Annotated in this window: 16 protein-coding genes; 15 read left to right on the forward strand and 1 reads right to left on the reverse strand. The window is 52.9% G+C overall.

The features are described from left to right. Positions 1 to 52: 52 nt before the first annotated feature. Positions 53 to 1,600 (reverse strand): polysaccharide biosynthesis protein, encoded by a 1,548-nt coding sequence (locus tag ACGTIC_RS07335; protein WP_059077152.1) that lies wholly within the window; start codon positions 1,598 to 1,600, stop codon positions 53 to 55. A gap of 154 nt (positions 1,601 to 1,754) precedes the next feature. Here ACGTIC_RS07335 and trkA point away from each other — a divergent pair, with 154 nt between their 5' ends. From trkA to ACGTIC_RS07410, 15 genes are all read left to right on the forward strand, one after another. Then, positions 1,755 to 3,101, forward strand: a complete 1,347-nt coding sequence (gene trkA, locus ACGTIC_RS07340) for a Trk system potassium transporter TrkA (RefSeq protein WP_075582210.1) — start codon at positions 1,755 to 1,757, stop codon at positions 3,099 to 3,101. Positions 3,102 to 3,103: 2 nt separating this feature from the next. Then, positions 3,104 to 4,552, forward strand: coding sequence for a TrkH family potassium uptake protein (locus tag ACGTIC_RS07345; RefSeq protein WP_113856065.1), 1,449 nt, complete (start codon positions 3,104 to 3,106; stop codon positions 4,550 to 4,552). Between the two features lie 31 nt (positions 4,553 to 4,583). Continuing rightward, the gene (locus tag ACGTIC_RS07350) at positions 4,584 to 6,035 is read left to right on the forward strand and encodes a TrkH family potassium uptake protein (protein ID WP_113856064.1); all 1,452 of its coding nucleotides are present in this window, start codon (positions 4,584 to 4,586) and stop codon (positions 6,033 to 6,035) included. Between the two features lie 29 nt (positions 6,036 to 6,064). Next, complete coding sequence (locus tag ACGTIC_RS07355) at positions 6,065 to 7,516, forward strand: TrkH family potassium uptake protein (RefSeq protein WP_113856063.1); 1,452 nt, start codon at positions 6,065 to 6,067, stop codon at positions 7,514 to 7,516. Between the two features lie 107 nt (positions 7,517 to 7,623). Further along, positions 7,624 to 8,154, forward strand: a complete 531-nt coding sequence (locus tag ACGTIC_RS07360; protein ID WP_236699690.1) for a helix-hairpin-helix domain-containing protein — start codon at positions 7,624 to 7,626, stop codon at positions 8,152 to 8,154. Next, entirely contained in the window at positions 8,151 to 10,298 is a 2,148-nt protein-coding gene (locus ACGTIC_RS07365) for a ComEC/Rec2 family competence protein (RefSeq protein WP_113856062.1), read from the forward strand. The genes ACGTIC_RS07360 and ACGTIC_RS07365 overlap by 4 nt, the downstream gene beginning before the upstream one ends. After that, entirely contained in the window at positions 10,267 to 11,307 is a 1,041-nt protein-coding gene (holA, locus tag ACGTIC_RS07370; protein WP_072235740.1) for a DNA polymerase III subunit delta, read from the forward strand. The genes ACGTIC_RS07365 and holA overlap by 32 nt, the downstream gene beginning before the upstream one ends. Before the next feature lies 1 nt (position 11,308). Further along, positions 11,309 to 12,865, forward strand: a complete 1,557-nt coding sequence (locus ACGTIC_RS07375) for a VanW family protein (RefSeq protein WP_257536528.1) — start codon at positions 11,309 to 11,311, stop codon at positions 12,863 to 12,865. A gap of 36 nt (positions 12,866 to 12,901) precedes the next feature. Then, entirely contained in the window at positions 12,902 to 16,540 is a 3,639-nt protein-coding gene (locus tag ACGTIC_RS07380; RefSeq protein ID WP_113856060.1) for a PolC-type DNA polymerase III, read from the forward strand. A gap of 88 nt (positions 16,541 to 16,628) precedes the next feature. Beyond that, complete coding sequence (locus ACGTIC_RS07385; protein WP_059077160.1) at positions 16,629 to 16,961, forward strand: YerC/YecD family TrpR-related protein; 333 nt, start codon at positions 16,629 to 16,631, stop codon at positions 16,959 to 16,961. A gap of 104 nt (positions 16,962 to 17,065) precedes the next feature. Further along, positions 17,066 to 17,506, forward strand: a complete 441-nt coding sequence (gene mscL, locus ACGTIC_RS07390) for a large conductance mechanosensitive channel protein MscL (protein ID WP_059077161.1) — start codon at positions 17,066 to 17,068, stop codon at positions 17,504 to 17,506. Positions 17,507 to 17,594: 88 nt separating this feature from the next. Further along, entirely contained in the window at positions 17,595 to 18,122 is a 528-nt protein-coding gene (locus tag ACGTIC_RS07395; protein WP_162816264.1) for a hypothetical protein, read from the forward strand. Between the two features lie 173 nt (positions 18,123 to 18,295). Next, positions 18,296 to 18,757, forward strand: a complete 462-nt coding sequence (locus tag ACGTIC_RS07400; protein WP_113856058.1) for a MarR family winged helix-turn-helix transcriptional regulator — start codon at positions 18,296 to 18,298, stop codon at positions 18,755 to 18,757. Continuing rightward, positions 18,754 to 19,845, forward strand: a complete 1,092-nt coding sequence (locus ACGTIC_RS07405; RefSeq protein ID WP_113856057.1) for an efflux RND transporter periplasmic adaptor subunit — start codon at positions 18,754 to 18,756, stop codon at positions 19,843 to 19,845. The genes ACGTIC_RS07400 and ACGTIC_RS07405 overlap by 4 nt, the downstream gene beginning before the upstream one ends. Further along, entirely contained in the window at positions 19,842 to 22,886 is a 3,045-nt protein-coding gene (locus ACGTIC_RS07410) for an efflux RND transporter permease subunit (protein WP_113856056.1), read from the forward strand. Before ACGTIC_RS07405 ends, ACGTIC_RS07410 begins: the two co-directional genes overlap by 4 nt. Positions 22,887 to 23,056: the final 170 nt, after the last annotated feature.

Below are 23,056 nucleotides of genomic sequence, written 5' to 3' on the forward strand. Positions count from 1 at the left end.
CAAAAAAAGAGCCGCTCTATGAGGGCTCTTGGATGGTACAGGTCATGAGAAATCAGAAGAAACGGCCAAAAAACGGCAGCCGCTGGGCGTCGGCACGGGTGACGCCGCCCGATACGGCCATGAGGCCGATGTAGATGGCAGATCCGACGACGGTCGTGGCCGCAAGGCTGAGGAACAGACCGATATGCCCGATGGCACCGTAGAGAAAATACATGGCAACGCCCATGATAGCGGCGCAGACGACGTTGCGCACGACTGTTTTCACATCGATGATATAACCGGTCTTGCGATAGATGAAGACCAGATTCAGGGCAGCGGCTACGCCGATATCGGCGACGGTAGCGTAAGAAGCACCGGTGATGCCCAGAGCCGGAATGGCAACCAGGAACCAGTTGCAGGCCACTTTGACCAGGCAGGCGACTCCCATATTGATAACCGGGATTTTTGGCTTTTTGAGGCCCTGCAGGATGGCCGTCGTAATCTGATGAAGCCCCAGAAAACAAATGGCGATGGCAACGGCCCGGGTAGCGTCGGTCGCGGCCGGAGCATTGTAGATAAAGGTAACGACCGGTTCGGCCAGCACGTAGAGCATGACCGAAAAGGGGATGGTGACCAGGAGGGCGATGCGCATGGCGCCAGACGTTTTATTGTAAATTTCCTTCGTATCGCCGAGAGTGAAGCTGTGGCTGATAGCCGGTACGAGACTCATGGCCATGGCCGCCGTGAGAATCGTAGCCAGATTGATGAGCGGTACGGACATGCCCGTGAGGTACCCGAATAATTCCGTTGCCTGATGGGTCGGGTATCCGGCTACTTCCAGACGGCGCGGTACGATTAAAAGGTCCAGGTTGGAGACGACCGGGAGCATGATGCTGGCCAGGGAAATGGGAACAGCCAGGACGATGAGCCGCTTCAGGATGTGGCGGATGCTTTCTTTGGGAAAGACGGGGCCGTCTGTTGGCAGATGGCGCTTCAGTTTATGATAGTAGTAGATAAGCACCAGCCAGGCAGCTACCCCGCCGGCACCGGCACCGAGACTGGCACCGCCGGCGGCATAATCGAGCCCGTAGGGAAGCAGCAGTGCGGCAAAACCGAGCATGACTACGACGCGGACGAGCTGTTCGACAATCTGCGATAATGCCGTCGGTGTCATCTGCTGCCAGCCCTGGAGATATCCGCGGTAGCCGGCAATGATGGTCGTAAAGAAGATGGCCGGAGCCAGGGCGATGAGTGAATAATAGGCACGGCTTTCACGGATGATGTGATAATCGATGAGGAACCGCGAGCCGAAGAAGACGAGGACGCTGAGAAACAGAGCCGTCGAACAGAGCATAGTCAGGGAAACGCGAAAGATGCGCTGGGCGCCGTTATAGTCCTCACGGGCCGCTTTTTCGGCGGTGATGATGGAAATGGCGATGGGGATGCCGGCACTGGATATTTCCAGTGCGAGCAGATAAATAGGGAATGCCATCTGGTAAATACCGATACCTTCGCCCCCAAGGATACGGGAAAGGATGATCCAGTTGATACTGCCGATCGCCTTGACGACAAAACCGGAAAGGGTCAGGATCAGCGTACCTGATACGAATTTATTGGCCATTATGAAACCTCTTTTTGCAGGAAATGATGGAAAAAATCTATAACAAACAACTCATTTTATCATATTGTCAGAGAAAAAGATAGAGAAAGGGGGAAAGCTGTCTTTATTCAGCGAGGTATGCTATACTATACAGATATCAAGGGAGGGACATATCTTGCGTATTGTAATAATCGGAGCCGGTAAGCTGGGGTACAGTATTGCCGAGCTGTTATCTAATGAACAATATGACGTCGTCGTCGTCGATCAGAATGAAGAACGGCTGGAAGCCGTCAAAAACAATCTCGACGTGCTGACGATCCTGGCCAATGGCGCCAGCCCTATTACCATGAACGATCCGGATATCCGCAATTCGGACATTCTCGTCGCCGTAACGGCCATCGATGAAGTCAACATGGTTTCCTGTATTCTTGCAAAAAAACACGGCATACGCTATACGGCCGCCCGCATCCGTGATATGCAGTTCATGTCGGAAGCCCAGGATTATCTGAAAGAAAATTTTGATATCGATCTCATGCTGAACCCGGAATTGATTACGGCCCGTGAAATCGACCGCATCCTCATGATGCCGGCCGCTCTCGATGTCGAAGACTTTGCCAATGGCAAGGTCCGGCTCTTTGAAACGAAGGTGCGCCGTCATTCCCACCTGGCCAATGTGCCCTTGAAAGATCTGCAGATGCCCAAGTCCATCCTGGCGGGGATGATATTCCGCGATCACCGCATGATTATCCCTCATGGCGATGACTGCCTCCTGCCTCACGACAATGCCTATTTTATCGGGGACCCCAAGGCCATTGAAAAATTCAGTGAAAATTTCATTCCCAGCGGCACGAAGAAAGTCGAACGGGCTATGATCATCGGTGCCGGACGGACGGGCCGTTTCCTGGCTCCCATGATGGATAAACAGGGTGTCCGGGTCAAGGTCATCGAACAGGACCGGGAACGGTGCCGCATGGTGGCAGATAAGCTGGACGAAGGAATTGCCATCTGCGGGGATGGCACGGATATCGACCTGCTCGTCCAGGAGGGCGTTGCCGATGCCGATGTGGTCATCTGTGTGACTGACGACGACAAGCTGAATCTCATGCTGGCCCTCATTGCCAAGCATTTTGGCGCCAAAAAGACCATCGTCCGTGTGGCCCGCATCGAATATGTCGATCTCATGCAGAAAGTCGGCGTCGATATCGTCCTTTCGGCGCGGCTCCTGTCCGCCAGCGAAGTGCTGGCCTTTGCCCGCCGCGGCGGCGTCGTTTCCGTTTCTCTTCTGGAAGGTGCCAAGGCGGAAGCTGTAGAAGTCATCGTCCAGGAAGGGGCTCCTGTCGCCGGTAAGCGCCTGATGGATGTACAGCTGCCCCGGGAATGCCTGGTCTGTGCCTACGTCCGCGACGGACAGGCCCATATACCGAATGGCAGTTCTATACTGCAGGCGGGAGACCGGACGATTTTGTTCATCCAGACAGAACATTCTAAAAAAGTCATGAAATATTTTAAAGGCAGGGACTGAGTATGAATATGCGGCTCTATCTGTTTCTTCTGGGACGGATAGCCTTATTGAATGCTGCCGTCCTGGGACTGCCGCTCGGCTGTGCCCTGTATTGGGGAGAAGATACGGTGCTGGCTTTTGCCGGACCCCTGGCGGTGACGCTCGTGCTGGGACTGCTGCTAAAAACAGCAGGGAAGCAGCATAAAAAACAGCTCGGTGTGGCTGAAGGCGCATGGTATCTGCTGTCCATCTGGTTCCTGCTGGGGCTGATCGGCATGATGCCGTACGTATGGACAGGAATGCTCACGCCGGCCGATGCGTTTTTTGAAAGCGTTTCCGCCTATACGACGACAGGTATTTCCCTTCTGGCGGCTGGACAGGCAGAAGCCCATTCCCTCCTGTTCTGGCACAGTCTCATGGAATGGATGGGCGGCCTGAATTTCATCATCATGCTGGTCACGGTAGTACCCCAGGTCAGCGGCTGTTTCGGCGTGACCTTGTCGGCTCATCAGAGCATCGCCTTCAGCCCGATGATCAGCCGTATGCGAAATGCGGCGCTGCAGACCGGTAAAATATATGCCGGGATCACCATCATTTCTGCGCTGCTGTATCTGGCGGCTGGGATGAATGTGTTCGAAGCCATCAACCAGGCTATGACCACGGCTTCGACAAGCGGCGGTACGACATCGCTTGATTTCGCCGGCTATGACAATTCGTTCCTGGAAATAGCGGCTATGATATCGATGATCCTGGCCAGCTGCAACTTTCTCCTCATCTGGAGGGCTCTGTCCCGGCGGGAGTTGCGGTTTATCTTTTCGGATACGGAATTGCGGACGTTCCTGGCCATCGTGGGCGCCGTCAGTGCGCTCATCGTCTTTCATCTCTGGCGCAGCGGTGTTTACGATTTCTGGCAAAGTCTTCGCTACGGAACTTTTGCCGTCGTTTCCTTTCTGAGCACGACCGGCTATGCGTCGGCCCAGTTTTCCCTCTGGCCCGGATTTGACCGCTATGTCTTATTCCTCCTCGTCTTTGCCGGCGGCTGTATCGGTTCGGCTACGGGGGGATTGCGCATCATGCGTATCATCGTCCTGTTCCGCATGGCAGCCCGGGAAATGCGCCGCACTCTTCATCCTCAGATGGTCGTCAGCCTGAAGATAGACGGCGTTTCTGTTTCCATGAAAATCATCAGCCGGGTCCTGAGCTTTTTCTTCCTGTATATGGGAGTGTTCTTTTTTTCCATGCTGGTCATTTCCCTGTCGGGCATCCCTCTGTTACAGTCCATGGGAGTAGCGGCCGGATGCCTGTCCAGTGTCGGATCGACAGCCGAGCTCTACGGACTGGCTTCGTATGCATCGCTCCCGGTGTGGACGAAGTTATATTGTACCTTTGTCATGATTCTGGGACGCATAGAAATCTTTTCTTTCCTCATCGTATTGCAGACCATAGCAGCCCGGTTTCACAGCAAATGGTAATTTTCCATCTTGAGAGAGAAGTGTGCGAATTATGAATATGCGCGTTGTCCTGTATTTCTTAGGACGTATTTCCATGGCGCTGGGCCTGGCACTGGGACTGACGGCCGCTCTGTCCGTCGTCTGTGGCGACGCCGGTTTTGCGGCGCTGGCTGGAGCCGCTCTGGTCAGTTTGACTGCCGGTATGATACTGCAGCATGAAAAGCCGTCGGCGGTTGATAACCTGAGCGTCCGGGAAGGGATTGCCATTACCAGTCTCAGCTGGATCCTCGTCACCTTTCTGGGAATGCTGCCCTATGTGTTCGGAGGCTATCTGGATATCCTGGATGGCATACTGGAATGTATTTCCGGCCTGTCCGGCACAGGGGCGACGGTCCTTACGGATATAGAAATACTGCCTCAGAGTATACTCGTCTGGCGCAGTCTGACCCACTGGCTGGGAGGACTGGGCATCATCGTCATTTTCATCGCCTTGTTTCCTCAATTCGGCCACGGCGTCGTGCACATGATGGACGCCGAAAGTACGGGGCCGACATCAGATCGCATGCTGCCCCGGATAGGCCAGATGGCAAAGGCCCTATTTACGGTGTACGTCATCCTGACTACGGCGGCGACAGCGGCGCTTATGATTTGCGGCCTCGATTTCCTGACGGCTCTGGAACATGCGTTTTCGACCATTGCGACAGGAGGATTTTCTCCTTTTAATGATAGTGTGGCCCACTTTAACAGCCCCCTCATCGAAGGAGTCCTGATTGTATTCATGATTCTTTCCAGTGCCAACTTTTCTATTTACGTGGCGGCCTGGCGAAAGGGAGCCCGGGTCATTTTCAGGGATACGGAATTCCGCCTGTACGTGGCAATGGTCCTGGGGGCCACGGCCCTCATGAGTCTCAATCTGATCTATGGGGCATCATATGATTCCCTGGAAGCCGTGCGTGAATCCTTCTTCCAGGCTGCGTCCATTTCGTCATCGACGGGCTTTGTTTCGGCTGATTTTGATCAATGGCCTTCCTTTTCCAAAGGAATCCTGCTGCTCCTCATGTTCTGTGGCGGCTGTGCCGGGTCGACGGCCGGCGGTCTGAAAATAACGCGGCTCATGCTGCTCATCAAGACTATGCACTCCGTCGTCTGGCAGAAACTGTCTCCCCGGAGCGTCGTGCAGGTCCATGCCAACGGAGAAGAGTATAATGAAGAAATATTGTACGGTGTAGCCCGGTTTTTTGTGGCCTATGCCATACTGGATGTCTTGTGGACCGTCTTGTTCATCGGGGATGGCGTGCCGACACTGGATGCCATCGGTCTCAGTGTTTCGACGATGGGAAGCTGCGGCCCGGCTTTCGGGTCGGTCGGCCCGACTTGTACCTATGCGGAGCTCCCCGTTTTCAGTAAAATCATCGTGTGCATTTCCATGCTCTTGGGAAGGCTGGAAATGTTCCCCGTTCTGGCATTGCTCATGCCGTCTTTCTGGCGGCATAGTAACTGGTAGGGCAGAATAGAAATGAAAAAGGTGTTGTTATGGATTTACGTGTAGTCTGCCGGTTTTTAGGGAGAATATCGATAGCCGAATCGGGTGTAACCTGCGTTCCGCTGCTTCTGGCACTGGGCTTTGGTGATGAGTGTACCGGAGCTTTTATCATGGCCATTGGCAGCATGATTGCCTGCGGGATTCTTCTTCTCCGGTACGGCAGGGTGAGAACCAAGCATCTGACCATCCGCGAAGGTATAGCCATTACCGGCCTGGGCTGGCTTTTGGCCACCTTCCTGGGAATGATTCCGTACGTGACAGGCGGATATCTGAATCTCATCGACGGCGTGTTTGAGAGCATTTCCGGTTTTACCGGTACGGGAGCGACGGTCATTGAAGATATAGAGAGTCTGCCCTTCAGTATCTTATTCTGGCGCAGCATGACCCACTGGTTGGGAGGATTGGGCATCGTCGTCATTTTCATTGCCCTTCTGCCGGCAGCAGGGCAGAATACGCTCTATCTTCATAATGCCGAATCAGCCGGGCCGGCGACGGACCGCCTGCTGCCGCGCCTCAGGGATATGACCGGCGTCCTGTTCCGCATTTATATGACTTTTACGGCCATTGCCTTCGTCATTTTCATGCTCTGCGGCATGGATTTCTTCAGTGCCCTCAACCACGCCATGTCTACCATTTCAGCCGGCGGATTCTCTACGTTTAATGACAGTGCTGCTCATTTTGAAAGCGCGGCTGTGGAAGGCTGGATGACTTTTTTTATGATTCTGGCTGGTGGTAATTTTGGCTTATATTATCAGTTATACCGCAAAGGGTTCCATGTCCTGAAGAAAAATACGGAATTTAAAGCCTACCTGCTCATCCTGTTCCTGGCGACCGTATGCATCGCCGCCGATTTGATACATGCCTTCGGTGCCGACATCGTTACGGCCCTGCGCTTTTCTTCATTTCAGGCTGCGTCCATTGCCACGACGGGGTTTGTCTCGGCCGATTACGATCAGTGGCCTTCCTTTTCCAAGGGAATCCTCCTGCTTTTGATGATCAGCGGCGGCTGCAGCGGTTCTACGGCGGCGGGAATCAAGATTTCCCGTGTCGTCATCCTGTGCCGCTCTCTCGTGGCGGCTGTCCGGGAAAAACTTCACCCCCGGATGGTCATGGATGTCAGGATGAATGGCCAGCTCATCAGCCAGGACACGATTATCCGGGTCAACCAGTTTTTTTTCCTGTACCTGGCGTTCATCGCTTTCTGGGCACTGCTTTTGACCTTCGACGGCATCGGCATTTTTGACGCCATCGGCATCAGCGTCACGACCATGGGCTGTATCGGCCCGTCGTTCGGCATTACCGGCGCTACCTGCACCTATGCCGGCCTGTCCAATTTTTCCAAGGCCATATTGTGTATTTCCATGCTCCTCGGGCGGCTGGAATTATTCACCGTCCTGGCTATGCTGCACGTCAGCTTCTGGAAAAAACGGGGAAATTGGTAAGTGAATGTTTAGTCCTTTAAGGAAACAGCTTTTTGATACCTATGTGTATCAGAGGCTGTTTTTTTGTTTATAAACGGAAAATATATCAGCAGATAATGGGAGGAAGAATGATGAAAAAATTTTTTATAATAATCGGTTGTGTCCTGTTAATCATCGGATTTGTCTGGAACGAAGGTCTGCCCCATGTGTCGCCCGTACCGCAGGCCCCTGTCGTAGAAGAGGTGGAAAAACCGGACTATATCGTGTATATTACCGGTGCCGTCAGAAAGCCCGGCCTGTATTCCTTTACTCATGCCGTCACCGTCGGCGATGCCGTCCACGCGGCAGGCGATGCACTCCCGTACGCTGAGGCGTCGGCCGTAAACTATGCTTCCCGCATCGAAGATGGCATGCAGATCCACCTGCCATACAATCTCGATGGCGTACCTCCTGCAGCAGATAGTGATGGTAAGATCAATATCAATGAGGCTGATGAAAAGAAACTGACCGGTCTTCCCGGCATCGGCCCCGCCATGGCAAAACACATCATCGAGTACCGGGATGAACACGGAGGATTTACCGAGTGTGAGCAGCTGCAGCAGGTCAAAGGCATTGGTGCTGCCAAGTATGAAAAGTTAAAGGATAAGGTGACCGTATGACCTATATCAGTATTTTCGCCGCCCTGGCTTTTGCCTGTGGCATCATCGCAGCGGATATCGTGCCGGTCCCGGCGGCCGCCGGACTGGCCGGAGCAGGGTTCTGCCTGCCCGCTATGTGGGCCTTGAGGCATCGCATGCGCTGGGCCCTGATTTTGTTATTATGCCTGATGTTTTCGCTGGGCCTCTTCCGACTGGCCTGGGAAAGCAGACAGTATGAAGCGCTGCCTGCGTATCTGGCAGGAATGGAAGTATATGTAGAAGGGACGGTGAAGGAAAAGAAACATTCTTATGAAACGGAGCAGGGAACGATGAGCCGCTATGTCATCGACATGGACTATTTTGCATTCCCGGACGATCCGGCATGGCACAGGGGAAAGGGGAGTATATATGTCACCCTTCCGGCCAGTCCCGTCCACCCTCCATCGGAGCGCCTCGGGCTGAGACTGAACCTGAAAGAGCTCACCTATTACGGGAATCCCGGCCTGTACGATGCCAGGCACCGGGACCGGGAACAATCGATTTTTCTGAAAGGATACACGGTACCCGATACGAAAATAGAAACACTGGAGCCAGGCCGGGGGATACTCTGTCAGCTATGGCGTCTGAGGCAGTATCTGACCCATATGTACCAGACCGTCCTGGACAGGGACAATGCCTATATCCTGAGCAGTCTCCTTTTTGGCGGTCACTATGATGACCTGCCTCCGTCCCTGCTGGAGAGTTTCAGTGTTACCGGACTGATCCATATCCTGTCCGTATCGGGGTCTCACATTTCTTTGTTGCTGGCAGCCGTACAGATACTGGGGAGACTGGCTTCTTTGCGGGAAAAGCCCCTGTTCATCCTTTCTGCCGTCGTCGTCATTGTATACGGTGCGCTGGCCGAAGGGACGGCGCCGGTCATCCGCTCGTCTCTCATGGGTCTTATATCTGCCTACAGCCTGACAGTCCGCCGGCAGTACACGGCCTGTCACGCCTTGGCTCTGGCAATTATAGCTATGCTGCTATATAGTCCCTACCTGCTCTTTGACCTGTCTTTTCAGTTGTCCTGCGGGGCATCGGCAGGCATCGTGCTGCTCCAGCGCCCGGTAGAACGATGGTTTTCCTTCCTGCCGTCGTTCTTGCGTTCTGGTATCAGCGTCTGCATCTGTGCCCAGCTGCTGCTCATTCCCTTTTTGCTGCACTATTTTTCAGCACTGCCCGTATACTCCCTGCTGGCCAATCTGCTGGTTGCGCCCGTCCTGGACTTCGTCATCCTGCTGGGACTCGCCGCTTCTGTACTGGGAATGGCCGTACTGCCTCTGGGCCAGGTACTGCTTTACGTCTTGCAGCCTCTGCTGAGTCTTGCCGTCAAGGGCAATTATTTCATTTCCTCCCTGCCATATAGCCGTTTCTGGCAGGGGGCCTGGCCGGTGTACACCTCGGCTGCCTATTATCTCGTACTGACCGGTCTGTTCTTTTTGCCGCCATACCGTAAGGTGCTGCTGCGTATGGCAGGTATTCTGTTCCTCGTTTCTACTCTGTATGCCGTCTATACCCGGCCGGAAATCATGATTTACAGTTATGATATGGGAAATGACCGGGCAACCTGCATCGTCTATGATGATACTTCGGCCTGCCTGTGGTATAATAAGAGCCAGTGGTCCCATGAAGGACAAATAGCCTGCGCCCTCACGCCGGCCCTGCGGCATTGTGGTATATTTCATCTGGACCGGGTATGGGTCAGTGGCGATGCCGGACCGGCAGAAGCGCAGCTGCGGCAGGATTTTACGATCGGCGACCTCCAGGTTGTGACTGAGCCGGTCGATGGTGATGCTGCCGGACTAATTCAGACAGGGGTCCCGTACTACTTATATGAAACGTCTCTACCCAGACAGTTTCCATCGGGCTCCGTGCTGGAAGTCCAGTCGCTGCGCCAGGCGGGCCGGACGGCGTTTCCCCGGGATGCTGACTTTTTGATCCTGCACCGCAGCGGCCCCCGGGATGTCCAGTGGAAGCGATGGTGCGAGACGGCAGCTCTTTACGATATACCCTGTGTGACGCCGGAAGAAGACGGAGCTGTCATTCTTTCCTGGCGCAGGGGATGCTGGACCGTACGGTCAGGTGGTGAATGGTTTGAAACAGGTAAAAATCATATATGGCAGTGAAACGTATCTAATGCATCGGGAAGAGCAATCGTTCCTGGAGGCATTCCGGAAACGGGCAGGAGAAGAACCGGAACTTTCTGTCTTTGGCAAAGATGCCGCGCCTGCCCAGGTCGTAGAGGCGTTCCAGTCGTCGTCTCTCTTTGGCGGTACAAATGTCTGCATCTGGCATGACTGTCCGTACCTTCCCATCAAACGGGGCGGGAGGTCCCGCAGCAAGCTCACTAAAGAAGAAACGTGGTTCCTGGAACAGCTGGCGGCAATCCCTGAAGGGAACGGGCTTTTATTTGTCATTAAATTTCCGAAGGAAACAAGCAGACTCGATACGGGCTGTGTGTTCTTCAAGGAAGTTAAAAAGCTGGCTGAAGTGGCAGAATGCCAGCCGGTTACGGACAAGACGGTCATGACCTATGTCAGTTCATATATGAACGGACGGGGACTGCATCTGTCTCCTTCCGCCGACCGTTATCTGCGGGGACTGTTCCAGACCTGGGATGCTATCCCGCTGCAGTACGTGTTTTCTGAACTGGACAAGTTGTGCATCATGCTCCCCGACGGGACAAGGGAAATAGAAACAACCCATCTGACGTCCCTCTTTTCCGGCACTATGGAAAAAAATCTCTTTACCTTTATGGATTACTTCCTGCGCCGGGACGGCCGTCACACGATTCCTTTTATTTCCAGTCTGTTCAGCCGCCAGGATGCTTTCTTGAAAAATACGGGGTATATGTTGTCCCGGCTGCGCCTCCTGCGGGCATATAAAGAACTACAGGCGGCAGGGATGAAAGAAAAGCAGTCTGAACAGGTCCTGACCAGGGTCAATAAAGGGAAACCGGTAAAATATGCGTTATACCACTTGAAAAAAATAGCATCTTATTGGAAAATAGAGGAGCTGGACGAATTACTCCTCCAGATTTTTACATTACAACTCAATATACGCAGAGGGACGGCCCAGTCCATGGATATGGAGCAGCTCATCTGTTTGTATTGCAGCAATAAAGGCAGGGTTTAAATTGCAGGACGAAGAAAAAGCACGTAAAGAACGAATGAAAGAATACCGCCGCCGCTATCGGGAAAAACACGGCATCAAAGAACACCCCAACCGGCTGAAAAAAATAGCCGCTGTAATCATTGGCATCTGCATTGCCGCATCGGGCAGTTTTTTTGCAGCCCAGAGCAAAGCCGCGTCGATGGTGACACTCGAAGGAAAGCCGGTTACGGAAATGACCGAAGAAGATGTGCGGGAATTTCTCGATAAACGCGAAGGTGACCTGCAGAAACAATCGGTGCATTTTACCGCCGATGATGTCGATGAAACGCTGCCCCTTGGAAAAGTCGATGCCCATTTTGACCGGCAGCGTATCAACGATGCGCTGTTCCTCGTCGGCCGCACCGGTTCGCCAGTCAGACGGGTTGCTGATGTCATTTCTATTCTGCGCTTTGGCCGGGATGTTCCTCTGTCCATAGCCGTCGATGAAGAGAAACTCGCATCGTACATCGGCGACATGCACGACCGGTACGATCAGGAACCGCGCAACGCCCATGCCCGGCCTGATGGAAGCGGTGTTACCATCCAGAAAGAACGGGACCAGATTACCATCGATTCGGAAGCCCTGCAGTCGGCTGTCCTCGACGAATTGGGCGACGGCAGGACTGATACGGTAGAAGTACCGGTCACGGCCCGTAAAGAAGCGCAGATTAAAGAAAAGGACCTCAAGAGTATCGACACTGTCCTTTCCTATTATACGACCCACTTCGATGGGAAAAATGATAACCGCGATGATAACATCCGCATCGCCCAGAAAGCGCTGAACGATACGCTCGTCCCGGCCGGGAAAGATTGTTCCTTCAATAAGACTGTTGGCAAACGGACGAGAGAAAAAGGATATAAAGATGCCCCTGTCTATTTCGACAATAAAGTCGTCCTCGATGCCGGCGGCGGTGTCTGTCAGGTCAGCACGACCTTATTCAATGCAGCTCTTAGGGCCGGCATGATCATCGCCAGCCGTTCGCCCCACTACGCCCCGGCAGGGTATGTGCCCGTCGGCATGGACGCTACCGTAGCCGACGATTCACTGGATTTTGCTTTTACCAATCCCTTTACCCGCCCTGTGTATATTTACACGGAAATGGGCGACGCATCCGTAACCGTCTATATCCTTGGCAATCACGCTGACACGTGCAACGTGACCTTTAACACCGTATCCCAGAAAACCCTGCCTCATCGCGTCGTACGTCGTCATGATGACAAAGTGACGGAAGATAAACGGGACCAGGAAGGCTACGACGGACATGATATTACCATCCGCCGTACCATCAACTATACGGACGGGGATCATTATACCGATACGATTGTATCCCACTATGACCCTAATACGGAAATCATCCTCACGCCGGGCGATTCTTCAGAAGAAGTCGTGCAGACGACGAATCTCGATGGAGAACAGCCTCAGGACGCCATGATCAACGCTCCCCATGACCCGACGAAGATCCCTGAACCGGCCGTTTCTGAAACGGATAGCGGTGACGGGGCCGATGGCAGTGACAGTGAAGCGGCTGACGACGAGTAAGCCCGGTAGAGATACATCACATAGAAAGGAAACCTTATGAAAATTTGGCACATTCTCCCGAAAAAAGAATTTTCTATCCCTGTCGATAAGGACCACTATGTCCTGGTCCATGAGATTTGTGCAGAAGACCCGGGCCCACGCTGGCATGTCCGCACGAAATCGGACTGGAAGGTAACTGATGCAGACGTGTTGAAACAGGCTGTCTGCCAGGCGTTGCAGCTGCCGGGAGAAGTGACGCTGGAAAATGAGGTGGAATTTATACGCCACGGCGGCGATATCCCTCTCAGCCAGACGGAAGCGGAGTGGAATAGTGCAGTCCAGGTCAGTTGTGATGATATGGATGGGTACGGTATTCCTCACGAAGATATATATGATGTCAACGACGAAGAAGACTGGCTCAAAGATGATCCGGAATACCAGAAAGCCTGTGCGGCTGCTGCAGGAAATGGCAAAGAAAACAGCAGTACGAAGCACAGCAGTAAAAAGGGAAGCACCAGTCCGGCCCAAAGCGACAGCCGCGTCTGGCTGGGAAAATATGTCGATGGCGAGGTTACGCCCATCAATGATGTCCTGGGAGAAGAACGGCCCGATGTCATTTTCCGGGGCAAACTGGTGCGGGTAGAGTTCCGGGAAACGAAGACGAAACGCATTATCCTGAACTTCCAGATGGCCGATAAGACCAATGGTATTTCCGCCCAGAAATTCCTCGACATCGGCGGCAGCAGCAACAGCAAGTACCGCCGGCGCAATACGATTACCGCAGAAGAACTGGAGGCCCTGAAGGGCAACATGAAAGAAGGCGCCTGGGTCCGCGTCCATGGCGATGTCAAATACAGCGATTATCTCAACGACTATGTCCTCAACGTGGACAGCATCATGCCTTCCAAAGGCGGTGCGGTCGAACGGGAAGATACCAATCCGACGCCGCGGGTGGAACTGCACCTGCATACGGTCATGAGCGATATGGATGCCCTGATTACGGTCAAGCAGCTCATCAGGACCGTCAAAAAATGGCATCATCCGGCCATTGCCGTCACCGACCACGGCGTCGTCCAGTCCTTTCCCCTGCTGCAGGAAATTTCAACGGATAAGACGAATAACGTCAAAGTCATCTATGGAATGGAAGGCTACCTGTTCGATACGAAAGTAGATGAATCGTATCACATCGTCATCCTGGCCAAAAACCAGATAGGCATCCGCAATTTATACAAACTTGTCAGCATTTCCCACCTGAAATATATCTACCGCGGGCGGCCACGTATCCCCCGGGCGGTGCTCAATGAATACCGCGAAGGCCTGATTCTGGGGTCGGCCTGTGAAGCAGGGGAGCTGGTCCGCTCGATGGTGCAGAAAAACCTGCCCTATGAAGAACTGCTGAAGATAGCCTCGTATTATGATTATCTGGAAATCCAGCCCCTGACCAATAACCAGTTCCTCGTCCGGGAAGGGCTGGTACAAGATGAAGAAGGGCTGCGCAATATCAACCGCACTATCATCCGTCTGGCCGATGAGCTGGGCAAAATGACCGTAGCGACCTGCGACGCTCATTTCCTCAATCCTGAAGACAAGATATACCGGGAAATCCTCATGACCGGCAAGGGCTTTAAAGATGCCCAGTATCAGCCGGACCTGTATTTCCGGACGACCGATGAAATGCTGCAGGAATTCTCCTACCTGGGTGAAGACCGGGCCCGGGAAGTAGTCATCACTAATCCCAACAAGATTAACGACATGATCGACCATGTCCGGCCTGTGCCCAAAGAAACACTATATTTCCCGCAGATTGCCGGCTCTTCGGAAGCACTGAAAAAGATGTGCTATGACAAGGCTCATGAAATCTATGGCGATCCTCTTCCCCAGATCGTAGAAGACCGTTTGACTGAGGAATTCACATCCATCCTGGGCCATGGGTTCGGCGTCTTGTATTACATTGCCCACAAGCTGGTCAAGCATTCCAATGATGATGGCTACCTGGTCGGCTCCCGTGGATCCGTCGGCTCGTCCTTTGTCGCGACTATGTCGGATATTACGGAAGTCAATCCGCTGCCACCTCATTATGTGTGCCCTGAATGTCAGTACAGTGAGTTTTTTACCCACGGCGAATATGGCGGCGGCTTCGATCTGCCCGACAAGAAATGCCCGAAGTGCGGGGCGGATCTGAAAAAGAACGGCCATAATATCCCCTTTGCCATATTCCTTGGTTTTGACGGAGACAAAGTACCGGATATCGACTTGAACTTCTCCGGTGAATACCATCCCAAAGCCCATAAATACACGGAAGAACTTTTTGGTAAAGATAACGTATTCCGGGCTGGTACGACCGGCGTCGTCCAGGACAAGACGGCTTATGGATATGTCATGAAATGGGCCGATGCCCGCGGTATTAAAGTCAACGACGCTTATGTCAACAGCCTCGTCGCCGGCTGTACGGGCGTAAAGAATACGACGGGACAGCACCCCGGCGGCGTCATGGTCATTCCCCGCGACATGGATGTCCATCATTTTACGCCTGTACAGTATCCGGCCAACAAAAAGGATTCGGGCATCATTACGACCCACTTCGATTATCATTCTATCGAAGGCCGTCTGGTCAAGCTGGATATTCTCGGCCACGATGATCCGACGGTCATCCGCATGCTGGAAGATCTGACTGGCATCAAGGCGACGACCATCCCCTTCGATGATCCGGCGACGATGAGCCTGTTTAGTTCGACGAAGGCCCTGGGACTGACGCCGGAAGAACTGGGCTCCCAGGTCGGAAGTCTGGGAATCCCCGAATTCGGTACGCCTTTCGTCCGCCAGATGCTGGTCGATACGAAACCGAAAACCTTTTCCGAACTGGTCCGTATTTCCGGATTTTCCCATGGGACAGACGTCTGGCTGAACAATGCCCAGGACCTGATCCGTGATAAAGTCGTACCGCTGAAAGAAGCCGTCTCTACCCGTGACGACATCATGAACTATCTCATCCAGCATGGCATCAAGCCCAAGACGAGCTTCAAGGTCATGGAAAACGTCCGTAAAGGCAAGGGTATTGACAAACTGAACAAGGCCGGGCAGAAGACGACTGATTATGAAGGGGAACTGAAAGCGGGGAACATTCCACAGTGGTTCATCGACTCGTGCCATAAGATCGGCTACCTGTTCCCCCGGGCCCACGCCGTTGCCTATGTCATGATGGCCTTCCGCATTGCCTGGTATAAGATCAACTATCCCCTGGCGTATTATGCGGCATTCTTTACGATCCGCGCCAAGGCCTTCAAATTATCGGCCATGATCCATGGGCTGGATACGCAGGTGAAGGTCATGAAGGAAATCAAGGCTCAGGGTAAGAGCGCGTCCAAAATAGACCAGGATCTGTATTCGGCTCTGGAACTGGCGAAAGAAATGAGCCTTCGCGGCTATTCCTTCATGAACGTCGATATCAAACGGTCAGCAGCGACGAAATTTACCGTCTGCGATGGGAAAATCCTGCCGCCATTCACGGCTATTGACGGACTGGGTGCCAACGTTGCCGAACAGATTGTAGCGGCCCGCGAGGAACGGCCTTTTACATCCAAAGCGGATTTGAAGATCCGCGGGAAAGTGTCCAAGTCCCTTGTTGATGCTATGACGGCCGAAGGATGCTTGGACGATTTGCCCGAAGATGAACAACTCGATTTATTTGCCATGTAAGAGGTATCGACAGAGCGGCCGTTCTGCTTTATAATAAGGTAGAGTATTTACTATGCTAAAGTATGAAAGCGGCAAGTGAGGTGTCATCATGGCTGTCAATGAAAAATTAAGGGATCATCTTCATGACCAGCTTTTCCAGGCAATCCTGGAACTCCAGTCAATCGATGAATGTTATGAGTTTTTTGAAGATTTGTGTACCATCCAGGAGATGAAAGCCATTTCATCCCGTCTGGAAGTAGCCCGGATGCTGAAGGCCGGTGATATTTATGAAGATATCGTCAAAAAGACCGGGGCCAGTACGGCAACGATCAGCCGTATCAAGCGGTGCCTGAATTATGGCAGTGGCGGATACAGCAAGATTCTCGAACGAATGGCAAAAAAGAATCCCGATTTACTGAAATTGAGCAGTGGGAAAAAATAAGAACAACCTTTCGTTTTAACATATTGCAAAAATCCGCTGATTAGTATATGATGAGACAGGTTCTATGTAATGTTTCCTATGTAAAACGGATTGGAGTGGATGGAATGAGTTTCATCAAGGAATTCAAAGAATTTGCTATGCGCGGCAATGTCATGGATATGGCTGTCGGCGTCGTAGTCGGCGGTGCCTTTGGCAAGATTGTCACGTCATTAGTTAATAATATCATCATGCCACCTATCGGCGTTCTCCTGGGAGGTATTGATTTTTCCGATTTCTTTATTCCCCTCAGTACACAGCACGTTGGAAGTCTGGCAGAAGCAAAGGCGGCTGGTATTCCCGTCATTGCCTATGGTGCTTTCCTGAATACGGTACTGGAATTTCTCATCATTGCTTTTTCTATTTTTATCGTCATCCGTCAGCTGAACCGTCTGCTGCCCAAACCGGAACCGGTAGCGGAACCCCGCCTGTGCCCGTATTGCCGTCAGCCCATTGCGGACGATGCGACACGGTGTCCCCATTGTACGAGTGAATTGCCTGAAAAATAGGGCGATGCCGGAATGTAACGGTATGATGAAGCGGGCCTGCCTTATGTGTGGCAGGTCCGTTTAGTTTGTTTTCCGGAGTGTGATGGACTTGAAAACCAAGTTTGGCGTCACTATTTTTTCGAATGGTGATATGAATATAGTGAAAGAATCGCTGCAGGAAGATCTGTGGAGAGATTATCAGTTCTTTTGCAAAAAAGCAGACAGCCACCGTCATAAGCAGGGCCCGAAGGCCAATCTGCTGGTGTGTCGGTATGAACGGACGGCCGTCATCACGTTGTTCACCTTTTTTTCGGCTGTCCTGGACAGTTGGCGTATCCGGCAGGGCACGGCCGGATCGGTCGTATCTCTGACAGCAGCCTGTCAGGCTTTTTTGGAAGACTGCCGGAAGTGGAGTGGGAAGCAGGCTGATTTCAGCCATTTATTGGCCATTCTTGGGCGGTACGACCAGAACCGGCAGGCTTTGCTGGAAACTGTCTCAGAGGAAAGCCGCTGTGATATAGAAAAGAGTATGTGTGCCTTCCTCGATTTTATGGAGGGACAGACGGATCTGCGCCGCTTTCCCGAGGCCGCATCAGGAACGGAAGGTCTGATGAATCATCTCATAGGCAGTGTATGAGATCAGGGTCTGCCGGAAAAGGGAAATTCCCTTACTGTCAGTCAGAGGATAAGAATCTGGCTGGCAGTTTTTTTGTGAGGAACAGACGATGTATATTGCACTTGTACCTTTAATTTGCTATACTATAGGCAATTAGTTGATTAAATCAACTAAAAGAAAGGAAGTCGTGCTGTATGGATTATCTTAAAGCCAGTCATGATTTTGGCATCATAAACCGGCGTTCCCAGGCCTATGTGACGGAAATCTGCAAACCCTGGAATCTGTCCTATTCCGAGTACATCATCCTCATGAGTCTGTATACACGCAGTGGATGTCAGCAGAATGAATTAGGCAAAGCCATCAAAGCGGATAAGGCACTGGTCGCCCGCTGCGTCAAGACTTTGGAAGAGAAGGGGTTCCTCTTCCGTAATCAGAGTGAGCAGGACCGGCGGGTTAAATATATTTATCTCACAGAAAAAGCCTGGTCCTTACAGGGAACGATGGAAAATATCTTGAAAAAATGGGTAGAAGCGCTGGTGCAGGGTATTGATGAACATGCGTTGGACAAGGCCCTGGACATTATGCATGCCGTTGCGGAAAACGCGGCACATGCCGATATCCCGGCACTTGGCCCGGTAAAGGAGATAAAATTATGAAGAAAAATGGAACGTATACGGCACTGGCCCTGCTGGTCGTGCTGGCACTGGCCCTGTCGGGATGCGGCCAGAAGACGGAACAACCAGAACAGGCCCAGCTGGTCAAGGTCATCCGCGCCGGCAGTGATACGGCTGGCAGTACGGCCGGAACTTATTCCGGTACGGTCAAAGGCCGGTATCAGAGCAACCTGTCTTTCCAGGCAGGCGGCAGGATTACGGCGCGGAACGTGCAGCTCGGTTCCCAGGTTCATGCCGGCGATGTCCTCATGACGGTCAATCCCAGGGATATTGCCCAGGCCGTCAATCAGACACAGGCCCAGGTAGACGCCGCGGCCGCCCAGCTGCAGCTGGCCCAGTCGAATCTGGCCCGTTATCAGCAGCTGTACCAGGTCGATGCCATCAGTGCCTCCGTACTCGATCAGTACCAGACGGCGTATGACCAGGCTGCCGCCCAGTATAATCAGGCCCTGGCAGCCCGGCAGGCCCAGGAAAACCAGTTGTCCTACACGCAGCTCACCGCCGATGCCGACGGCGTTATTTCATCTGTCTCTGCAGAAGTCGGACAGGTCGTAGCAGCCGGTCAGACCGTCGTCACCCTGGTCCACTCTGGGGATTTGGAAGTCAAAGTTAACGTGCCGGAAAACAAGCTGGCCGATTTTCCCATTGGCCGGACCGTATCCGTGTCCTTCTGGGCCTTGCAGGGCCAGCATGTACAAGGCGTCGTACGGGAAGTATCGCCTATGGCAGATGCGGCATCGCGGACCTATGAAGTCGATATTTCCCTGCCCGATCCGCCGGAAGGAATGCAGCTCGGCATGACGGCGACGGTGGCCAACGGCAGTGAAGAAGCATCTGCCGGTGACGCTTTTACTCTGCCGATTTCGGCTATTTATCAGACCGGGGATACACCAAAGGTATGGGTTGTCGGAAGTGATCATACGCTGTCCCTTAAAGATGTAACGGTCACGGACTTTGGCGACAATACGGTACAGGTTACCGGCCTTACCCGTGGCGATAAAGTCGTGACAGCCGGCGTCCACATGCTCAGTGCCGGTGAAACCGTACGGGTAGAGGGGGAAGATGAATGAGAAATTTATCGGAAGTCTCTATCCACAACCGGGTCCTCGTCTGGTACTTTATCATCCTCATCGCTATTGCCGGCATTTTCTCCTACATGAAACTGGGCCGCATGGAAGATCCGACTTATACGGTACGGACCATGGTCGTTTCCGTAGCCTGGCCCGGCGCGACGGCAGAGCAGATGCAGGAACAGGTAACCGATAAAATCGAAAAGAAACTGCAGGATACGCCAAACCTTGATTATATCAAAAGCTATTCCCGTCCCGGTCAGTCGGTTATTTACGTGTACCTCGATGATAAGGCGCCACGGGACAGTATCCGCAGTACCTGGCATGAAGTGCGTAACCTGACGGAAGATATGAAAAAAGACCTGCCCGATGGTGTGTATGGTCCCTATTACAATGACCGCTTCGACGATGTCTACGGGTCTATCTATGCCATCACTGGCGACGGCTATTCCTATGAGGAATTGCGCCAGAAGGCTGAAAAGATCCGCCGCATGATGATGTCTGTCGATGATGTCAGCAAGGTGGAACTCGTAGGAGAACAATCGGAAAAGGTTTACATCGAAGTGGCCAATTCCAAGCTGGCTGAACTGGGCATTGCGCCGACGGCTATTGCTGATGCCGTCAAGGGACAGAACGCCATGACGCCCGCCGGCATGGTGGATACGAAATCGGACAATGTGTACCTCCGCCTGTCCGGCGTCTTTGAAGATGTGGAAGCCATCCGCAATCTGCCTATCAATGCCAATGGCCGTGTATTCCGCCTCGGCGACATTGCGACGGTAGAACGGAGATATACCCAGCCGTCGGATCCCAAGATGTTTTACAATGGCAAACCGGCCGTCGGCATTGCCCTGTCCATGAAGAGCGGCGGCAACAATCTGAAGCTCGGTGAAAATCTGAAAAAATTGCAGCAGAGCGTCAAGCCGGACCTGCCGGCAGGCATGGAAATCCATCAGGTGTCGGATCAGCCGCAGGTAGTCAAGGAATCAATCAGTGACTTTATCAATACCCTGCGGGAAGCCATTATCATCGTCCTCATCGTCAGCTTCCTGAGCTTGGGCCTTCGTACGGGACTGGTCGTCGCATTCTGCATTCCTCTGGTCCTTACAGGTGTGTTCTGTGTGATGGAAATCTTTGGCATTGACCTGCATAAAGTGTCCCTGGGATCGCTCATCATCGCCCTGGGCCTTCTCGTCGATGATGCCATCATTGCTGTTGAAATGATGACCGTCCAGTTGGAAAAGGGAATGAACCGCGTCGATGCGGCCTGCTATGCTTTCAAAGCGACGGCCAAGCCCATGCTGACGGGCACGCTCATTACTTGCGCCGGGTTTATTCCCGTCGCCTTTGCCGACGGGGCCGCCTCGGAATTCTGTAAAGACCTGTTCCCCGTCATCACGGCATCGCTGGTCCTGTCGTGGATTGTATCGGTCATGGTGGCACCTCTCTTTGGCTATTATCTGATTAAGCCGAAAGTCAGCAAAGACGAAAAACCGGAGCCATTGTATCAGAGCCGCTTCTACGTGTTCTTCCGCAAGGTCCTGACCTGGTGCCTGACACACCGTGCGGTAGTTATCGGCGGTACGGCGGCTATGTTTGTCCTGTCACTGGGACTCATGAAACTCATTCCCCAGGAATTCTTCCCGCCGTCCCTGCGTCCCGAACTGATTGTGGAAATGACCCTCCCTGAAGGGTCTTCCATGCAGGCTACCCAGAATGAGGCAGCCCGTTTTGCCCAGTATCTCGACACGCAGCAGTCCCAGCTGAAGGATTATTCCTACTATGTCGGCGAAGGGGCACCGCGGTTTGTCCTGACCATTGAACCGGTCCTGCCGGCTAATAACTACGCCCAGTTTGTCGTCGTCGCCAAAGACACGGACACGAGGGAAAAACTGACGAAGGAAATCAAACAGGAAATGGCGGACCAGTTCCCCAATGTCCGCTGCAATGTCAAGAACGTGCCTCTCGGTCCGCCGTCGGATTATCCCATCATGCTGCGTGTATCCGGTTATGATACGGATAAGGTCAAAGCTTATGCCCAGCAGATTGCCGACCGCATAGCCAAAGATCCCAATACGGAAAACGTATTCCTCAACTGGAATCAGAAAAACAAGGTCATGCACGTCGAACTGGACCAGAATAAACTGCGGGCCATGGGAATTTCCGGTCAGAATATTGCCCAGACCCTGTACACCGAATTGTCCGGCGCTACAGTGGCGCAGTATTATGCCGGCGATAAGACCATCGGCATCCAGCTCCGCCTTCAGGACAGCGACCGCAATGACCTTTCCAAGATCAAGAGCCTGCCTGTCTACGTTGGCCAGGCTGGTTACGTGCCACTGGAACAGATTGCCCGGATTTCCTATGAAGGGGAAGACGGACTCATCTGGCGCCGGGATCTAAAGCCGACCATTACCATCAATGGCGGTATCAAGTCGGGAACGGCCAACGACGCAACGCAGAAGGCCTATGATTCCATTGCCGATATCCGGGAAAGCATGCCTTTTGGATATACCGTTGAAGTAGACGGGGCGCTGGAAAACAGCAAGAAATCACTGAATTATCTGCTCGTTCCCGTGCCGGTCATGATTATCATCATCATGACCCTGCTCATGTTCCAGCTCCGCAGCCCGTCGCTGATGGTACTGGCACTGGTCACGGCGCCTATGGGACTCATTGGCGTATCCCTGGGGATGCTTCTCTTTGGCAAGTCTCTGGGATTCGTGGCCTATCTGGGAATCCTGGCGCTGGGCGGGATGATCATCCGTAACTCCATCATCCTCCTTGATCAGATCCAGAAGCACATGGCAGCCGGAGAAGACCCGTGGCATGCCGTCATCGACTCGGCAGTCATGCGTTTCCGTCCTATCATGTTGACAGCGGCAGCGGCCATTCTGGGGATGATTCCTCTCATGCGCAGCGTCTTCTGGGGGCCGCTGGCTGTCGCCATCGCCAGTGGATTGTTCGTAGCGACAGTCCTGACACTCCTGGTCCTTCCGACTATGTACGCTGCTTGGTTTAAGGTGAAACGTACGTCGTAATCACTTCAATATGGTTAGTTAATCTAAGTTAAAACAGAGACTGTGACAAAACGAGCTTTTAGAGCTATTTTGCTACGGTCTCTGTTTTTTGTTACCTTATTGCTTTTGCTATGCTTTTTGAGCATTCCTTAACTTGTGATAATAAGCATTTTACATGTCACAACCGGGAC

The sequence above is a fragment of the Megasphaera hexanoica genome (assembly GCF_043520715.1).
GTDB classification, from domain to species: domain Bacteria; phylum Bacillota; class Negativicutes; order Veillonellales; family Megasphaeraceae; genus Megasphaera; species Megasphaera hexanoica.